Annotated in this window: 7 protein-coding genes; 2 read left to right on the top strand and 5 right to left on the bottom strand. The window is 56.3% G+C overall.

What is annotated here, in order from left to right; genetic code table 11:
• Positions 1–180: 180 nt before the first annotated feature.
• Positions 181–561 carry a DUF1818 family protein gene (locus tag V6D20_12370; GenBank protein HEY9816574.1) on the top strand — a complete coding sequence of 127 codons (381 nt, stop codon included), beginning with the start codon at positions 181–183 and terminating at the stop codon, positions 559–561.
• 66 nt (positions 562–627) lie between these two features.
• On the top strand, positions 628–1,218 hold the full coding sequence (locus V6D20_12365; protein ID HEY9816573.1) for a DUF3122 domain-containing protein: 591 nt from the start codon (positions 628–630) through the stop codon (positions 1,216–1,218).
• On the opposite strand, the gene V6D20_12360 is transcribed toward V6D20_12365, so the two are convergent.
• From V6D20_12360 to V6D20_12340, 5 genes are all read right to left on the bottom strand, one after another.
• On the bottom strand, positions 1,215–2,603 hold the full coding sequence (locus tag V6D20_12360; GenBank protein HEY9816572.1) for an HlyD family type I secretion periplasmic adaptor subunit: 1,389 nt from the start codon (positions 2,601–2,603) through the stop codon (positions 1,215–1,217). The two genes, V6D20_12365 and V6D20_12360, sit on opposite strands and share 4 nt — an antisense overlap.
• Positions 2,604–2,840: 237 nt before the next feature.
• Complete coding sequence (locus tag V6D20_12355; protein ID HEY9816571.1) at positions 2,841–3,287, bottom strand: hypothetical protein; 447 nt, start codon at positions 3,285–3,287, stop codon at positions 2,841–2,843.
• Positions 3,288–3,555: 268 nt separating this feature from the next.
• Positions 3,556–3,837, bottom strand: coding sequence for a hypothetical protein (locus tag V6D20_12350; protein HEY9816570.1), 282 nt, complete (start codon positions 3,835–3,837; stop codon positions 3,556–3,558).
• Complete coding sequence (gene fghA / locus V6D20_12345; protein ID HEY9816569.1) at positions 3,812–4,666, bottom strand: S-formylglutathione hydrolase; 855 nt, start codon at positions 4,664–4,666, stop codon at positions 3,812–3,814. The genes V6D20_12350 and fghA overlap by 26 nt, the downstream gene beginning before the upstream one ends.
• A 29-nt stretch (positions 4,667–4,695) precedes the next feature.
• Positions 4,696–6,120: a hypothetical protein gene (locus tag V6D20_12340; GenBank protein HEY9816568.1), complete on the bottom strand. Its 1,425-nt coding sequence runs from the start codon at positions 6,118–6,120 to the stop codon at positions 4,696–4,698.
• Between the last annotated feature and the right edge of the window lie 99 nt (positions 6,121–6,219).

Below are 6,219 nucleotides of genomic sequence, written 5' to 3'. Positions count from 1 at the left end.
AGCAATCTACAAGCTACGCCCATCCACGATCTCTCCAGCCCCACCCCCACGCCCAGCACCCCAACAGCACCGCCACCGTCCAGCTTGCCATCCCTACCCCAACCTGGCGACGCCCAGCTTTTAGCGCCCTAAGGTCATCCTTTTACAGGTTTTTGTCAGGCAACCAGCGTGCAACCGACCATGGACAGCAGGACATCAACGCGACAGGTTAAAGAAGGTGATGGCTGGCGGCTAGGCTGGGATCCAGCATCAGAGCCGTTTGTTGGCCTTGTGGGCGGTGCCGGCTGGGCGATTGAACACACCCGTGAGGAATGGCAGGATTTTTGTCGGCTGGTGCTGCAATTGGCCGAGACCCTTGAGCAGATGAGCCATGAGTTGATGGATGGGGAGCGCATTTGCTGCGATGTAGAGAGCGATCGCCTTTGGTTGGAAGCAGAGGGCTATCCCCATGCCTACGAACTACACATGATTCTGCGGCAAGGACGGCGGGCGGAGGGCACTTGGGCTCCAGAGGCCGTGCCAGGACTGGTACAGGCTAGCCAAACGCTGCATCTGTTCTAACGCCCGTGATGGATGACAGAATCGGTACAGCCAGATATGGTGATCCATAGGATTACCTGGTGACTCATGCTGCTGAATACTCGTTTTCCCCATGCCCTGCGCGATCGATGGGTGAGGGCGATCGCTGTCCTACTGATGTTCATCATGCTGACCCTTGGGTATGGGGCACCAGCTCAGGCTGACGTTCGTACCCATCTGGAAACCCCCACCCAGATGCTCTACCAGTCTCGCCAAACCCTACGGGATCGCGATCGCCATACCTGGCAAGCGATCGCCTTCAAGCGAGTTACCCCCCACGACGAAACCCTTCTCTATCTGAGGCTCGTCAGCTTTCCAGGCAGCGTCGATATTGATCAAGACCAGCCGCTGATCCTACGGGATACTCTTGGGCAAACCCATCAGGCTCCCACCGCCATTGATGAACTGTTTACCCAAGGCCGTCCCGGCAACAATGTCGGACAATATCGACTAACCGCAGCTCTCGCAGCCCTGCCAGGCGATAGTCCCCAGTGGCTGGTGATTCCCACCCATGATGGTACCCTGGTGGAACTGAAAGCGCCGCCCATTGCCCTGCGAGAATGGCGAGCGATCGCCCAATGTCATAGCTTCACCTGTTCGGATCCCGCCTGGCAACAAACGCCCGACCACCTGCCCTAGCGCACCGAGAAGGCTTCATCAAAACGGCGGGTAATGGGCTCCAGCAAGAACGTCAGCACCGACTTTTGACGGGTAACAATTTCCGCCGTCGCCGCCATCCCTGGCGCTAAGGGCACCAAGGTTCCTCGTACCGCCACAGCGGATTGATTGAGACGAATCTGAGCCATATACACCAGCCCCAAATCTTCATCCAACGTGGCATTGGGGCTGATGCGCATCACTTCCCCCTCAATCACGCCAAATTCCTGGAACGGAAACGTTGCCACCTTGACCTTAGCCCGCATTCCCTCGGCAATAAAGCCAATATCGCGGTTCATCACCTTCACTTCTAACCACAGGTTATCCCCATCGGGCAAAATCGACAGGAGTTCTTCCCCCGGTGCCACCGTCCCTTCCGCTAGGGTGACTTGAATGTTGTATACCCGTCCTGCCACGGGAGCCCGTACCGCATCGCCACCGCTGCGAATTTCCGCGAGGTTGAGCTGGCCCTCAATGTTTGACAATTCCTCCTGACGGCGGGTGAGCTGGCCCAAAATCTCACTGCGGCGCTCGGAGGTAATTTGTTCGATCGCACTTTGGGCAGCCTGAAACGCAGACTCTGCCTGGATAATGACCTGCTGCTGTCCCTCAATTTCCCGCTCAATAGACGACACCTGATCCTGGGCTTGGGTGAGGCGATCGATGGCTTCCAGATAATCAAAGCGAGGGATAGCATCGCCCACCAATTCCCGCAGGCTGGCTTCCCGGCGCTCAGCGTTGTCCAAAAACTGATAGGCATTCTCCAAATTGCCCTCAAGGCGGGCCAGTCGCGATCGCGCTTCGGCAATCGTAGATTCCTGACGGTTTGCCTCGGCGATCGCTGCATTACGGCGGGTATCAAATTCCTGCAGACGCGCGTCCAGCAATTGATCCTGCAACGGCACCCCCGTGGTGGCGCTACCACTCCGTTCTGCCTCTAGACGGGCTAGGTCTTGACGCACTAACTCCGCCGCCTGCTGCAAGCGATCGACCTCAGACTGATTGAGATCGGGATCTTTCTCCAGCAAAATATCTCCCGTTTCTACCCGATCGCCCTCTTCGACGTTGATGCTGCTGATCACACCGCCTTCCAGGGCCCGCACGGGTCGCACCTGCATTGACGGAATTAACTCACCGGGAGCGATCGCCACTTCATCTATTTCGCTGAAATAGGCCCAAGCGATCGCCCCAAAAACCAGCAATGTTAAACTACCCGCCAGCAACCGCGTGTAGAGCGGTGGCAGTTCCTGGACAGCTTTTCCCAATTCGTAGGACAGGTAATCCTCTGGCGACACAAACTGCTCACGGGTTTGGCGCGCTTGAGCAGCTTGGGGCGAGGGCGGCGCTGAGTTAGAAGATTGCATCATAAAATCCAGGGCACGAGCAATAGGGCAGTCTAGGCAGCGGTGCTGCCCAGCCCTAGTGTTCCCAGATTAGATCAATCTGCCCGCATTGGTACACTATCTCCAACCAGTCAGTGGGAGGAGATAACGATTGGCAAGCCTTGAGCGACGTCAAAAACCTCCAAGCCTGATGAGCAGAGGGTTGAGCGCAGCCGAAACCCAGTAACTTCACTTCATGAAGTCCGCCTACTTATAGCCCATCTACCCATCCGATTGCTCATCGACGGGAGGGCGATCGCCATCGTGGGACTGGGATAGCAGATCGAGCACCTGCTGGAAGATAGCTTCCTGGGGACGAGTTGCCAAAATTGATTTGACCAAGGCAACAAAGTCCGTATCTGCCTGGCTATCGTCTTGAATGAGCTTACTGGCCGGATACTCTAGCGCCTGGGTCGCATCTAGCTCATTGGTATTGCCTGTGCGGATCAGGTTGCCCTTACGATCCCACGTGAGCGATCGCCCCCGCAGGGTAAATTGAAACCACTGAATGTTGCCTTCCTGCACATCAAACAGCACATCAAAGTAGGTTTCGCCACCGTAATACCAAACCCGCCCAGGCTTAAGCTGCTGCTTCACTTGTCGGAGAGACGCGCCCAGTTCAGCAATATCATCAGGGCTAACGGCATATGTCCAATTGGAAGAGACCATAGGGGGTAATGTTGAAACAATAGGAGACCGGATGCACGGCATCGAGCCTCTAGTTCTATTAGACAAAATTGTCATAGACAACTCCGGAGGAACCTTGCCACTTTTTTGACTGGCAGCTAGCACCCCGGTAACTAGACGTCTCGGCTATGCAGACCAAACCCGCCTACACGGGTTCAACACACCCTAATCCCTGGCTATCCTAACCCATCTGACTCCTACCATATCAGGCAACCAGCTTCTACGCTTTGCTTAGGTGTCAGGACATGCGTCAATCCGGCTCAGACGACGGTGGCGACTTAAACACCTGATCTTCAATGCCAACCCACCATTCTCCCAACTTCATCATGTCCTGATAGATATCGCTCATTTCCTGCACATAGACATCGGTGGACAAGCTAGCCTTGCGTTCTTGTAGTTTTTTCAGCCGCAACTGCACCAACAGCCAAGGTTTAGACAGGCCATCGGTCGCTTCAATATAGGCGGCAAGGTCGTGACTATCCATCGGATTTTCCTGAGGGCGATCGCTAATCAATACAAAGTGCTGCCGCATGGTGACGGATGTGGTCGTCCATAAACGTGGCGATGAAGAAATAGCCGTGGTCGTAGCCCTCCTGCATCCGCAACGTCAACGGTTGCCCAGCTTGCCGACAGGCCTGCTCAAACACCTCGGGCAAGAGTTGCTGTTGCTCCAAAAAGGGATCAGCGGTGCCTTGATCGATCAAAATGGGGCGATCGCTGGCCATGGTCGCAACGAGTTCACTAGCATCGTAGGCCGCCCAGGTGGATGGATCATCTCCAAGGTAATGGCTGAAAACCTTTTGCCCCCAAGGACAGCGCATGGGAGCCGCGATTGGGGCCAAGGCCGAGATGGATCGGTAGCGCTCAGGATGGCGCAAGCCGCAGACTAGCGCCCCGTGGCCGCCCATGGAATGGCCGAAAATACCTTGGCGATCGCGGCGGATAGAAAACTGCGCAGCGATCAGCTCGGGCAACTCCTGCACCACATAGCTATACATGTGATAGTGCTGGCTCCAGGGCTCCGCTGTCGCATCGACATAGAATCCAGCCCCACTGCCCAAATCCCAATCGTCATCTTCCCCAGGAATGCCTGTATTGCGCGGGCTGGTATCGGGAGCCACCAGCATCAGCCCATGGTCAGCCGCATAGCGCTGGGCTCCAGCCTTGACGGTGAAATTATCCTCCGTACAGGTCAACCCTGACAGATAATACAGCACCGGCACCGGCCCGGCTGCCGCTTGGGGCGGGATAAAAACCGCAAACCCCATCTCACTGCGACAGGTTTGGGAAGCGTGGCGATAGTAGGCAACGGTGCCGCCGAAGCAGGCATGGGATTGAACCAGGGTGGGAGATGAGGTCATGGAGCCAGGAATGGGTGTTACTGGTCAGATTACACCAGCGGCAAGAGAACTTCAAACGCCGCGCCTGCCGCATCCCGATGGGGCGATCGCCACCGTAGATATCCACCATGGGCAGCGATGATGCGATGACTGAGGGCAAAGGGCTGATGCCAGCGATCGCTAGCGAGGGTATCGGCCAACTCCTGCTGCTGAGTCGCTGTCCATGGTGCCCCATTGCGGCTAACTTGAATCGAGATCCAGCGCTGGGTAGACGGGGCGATCGCCTCCGATGAAGCTGTGGCCTGCATCCAGGCTTCAAAAGCTCCCTGACCGCGACTCATCCAGCCCGGCTGATCGTGGTGGGGCGACAGCACCTGGGTGGTAATGGCAATCTCAGGAAGGGGCAGGGCGATCGCAGCCGGGGAAAACAAGGCTCCAGCTAGATTCGCCGCCACGGAACGGTGGGCCACATTACTCAATAGTTCATCCACAAACTGCAGCAGTAGCGACATCAACATCTGGTTCAGTTGCCCCATATGGCAGGTGAGCGGCGGCAGATGCCCATAGGTGCGCGTCAGTTGAATCTCACCATTCAACCGACTATTCACCAACAGCATTAAACTATCGAGGGCTTCATGCACATCAGCAGGCTTGGGATACACCTCATCCATATGACAAAAATTTTGTAGGCTAGACGCTAGATTTTTCAAGCGTTTTGCCCCAGATTGGATGCTAGCGATCGCCTTCGGTAAATCCTGCTGCAGGTAGTCTACCTCCGACTCCTCTATGCCGATGTTCGGCAGCGCTCCCCCCTGCCGACGATAAGCCGCCACCACCTGCAACAGTTGATCGGTATAGTCGGCAATGTGGCTGAGATTTCCCCAAATAAAGCCCACCGGATCGAGAATTTCATGGGCTACCCCGTCTACCAAGCGTCCCAAGTTAGCCATCTTTTCATGGCGGATCATATGGATCTGGGTGCGCTCATAGCGGCTTTGCACTTCAATACCCCGCAATTGCCAATGGGCCACATTCAGCTCATGGGCATCGAGCAAGCTATAGTCCCCCGTGCTTTCCTGCACCACAATCGGTGCCGATTGATCCGGCAGCGATCGCCGCAGGGCCTGCTGGGCTGCCGTCAAAATTGGCGTCTCGGCGGCCACGCAGAGGGGGCTTTGGGGACAATAGCTGTGGGCGATCGCCAAGGTGAGGGCCTTGAGGTTGCCCTCTAGGTGCGATCGCAGCATCAGCTCCATCAACGGCAGGCGCGGCATCATGCCATGCCAATGTCCTTGGCGCAGCAACACCAAACCGGGCAGCTTGGGATATTGGTTGAACATAGGCCAAATCTCGGCACAGCTCAGCCCCACTTCAACCTGAACCTGGTAGCGCCCAAGATCGCAAACCGTAGACTCCAAACTCAGCAGAGAATCCGTTGGGGGAAGATACCGAGGACGAGGAACCATAGCACTCATGGTTAACTCTTCACAACAACAACAGCACCCGATCGCCCCGAGCATCAGACAAGGACGTGCTGGAGAGCGATCGCTTCTAGATAGACTTATGGCGATCGC

The sequence above is a fragment of the Candidatus Obscuribacterales bacterium genome (assembly GCA_036703605.1).
Lineage (GTDB): Bacteria > Cyanobacteriota > Cyanobacteriia > RECH01 > RECH01 > RECH01.
This window is presented reverse-complemented; position numbering and strand designations above follow the sequence as displayed.

Coding starts and splice junctions, on each gene's coding strand:
- V6D20_12365 (HEY9816573.1), top strand. CDS start 628: ATGCTGCTGAATACTCGTTTTCCCCATGCCCTGCGCGATCGATGGGTG.
- V6D20_12360 (HEY9816572.1), bottom strand. CDS start 2,603: ATGATGCAATCTTCTAACTCAGCGCCGCCCTCGCCCCAAGCTGCTCAA.
- V6D20_12370 (HEY9816574.1), top strand. CDS start 181: ATGGACAGCAGGACATCAACGCGACAGGTTAAAGAAGGTGATGGCTGG.
- fghA (HEY9816569.1), bottom strand. CDS start 4,666: ATGACCTCATCTCCCACCCTGGTTCAATCCCATGCCTGCTTCGGCGGC.
- V6D20_12340 (HEY9816568.1), bottom strand. CDS start 6,120: ATGAGTGCTATGGTTCCTCGTCCTCGGTATCTTCCCCCAACGGATTCT.
- V6D20_12355 (HEY9816571.1), bottom strand. CDS start 3,287: ATGGTCTCTTCCAATTGGACATATGCCGTTAGCCCTGATGATATTGCT.
- V6D20_12350 (HEY9816570.1), bottom strand. CDS start 3,837: ATGCGGCAGCACTTTGTATTGATTAGCGATCGCCCTCAGGAAAATCCG.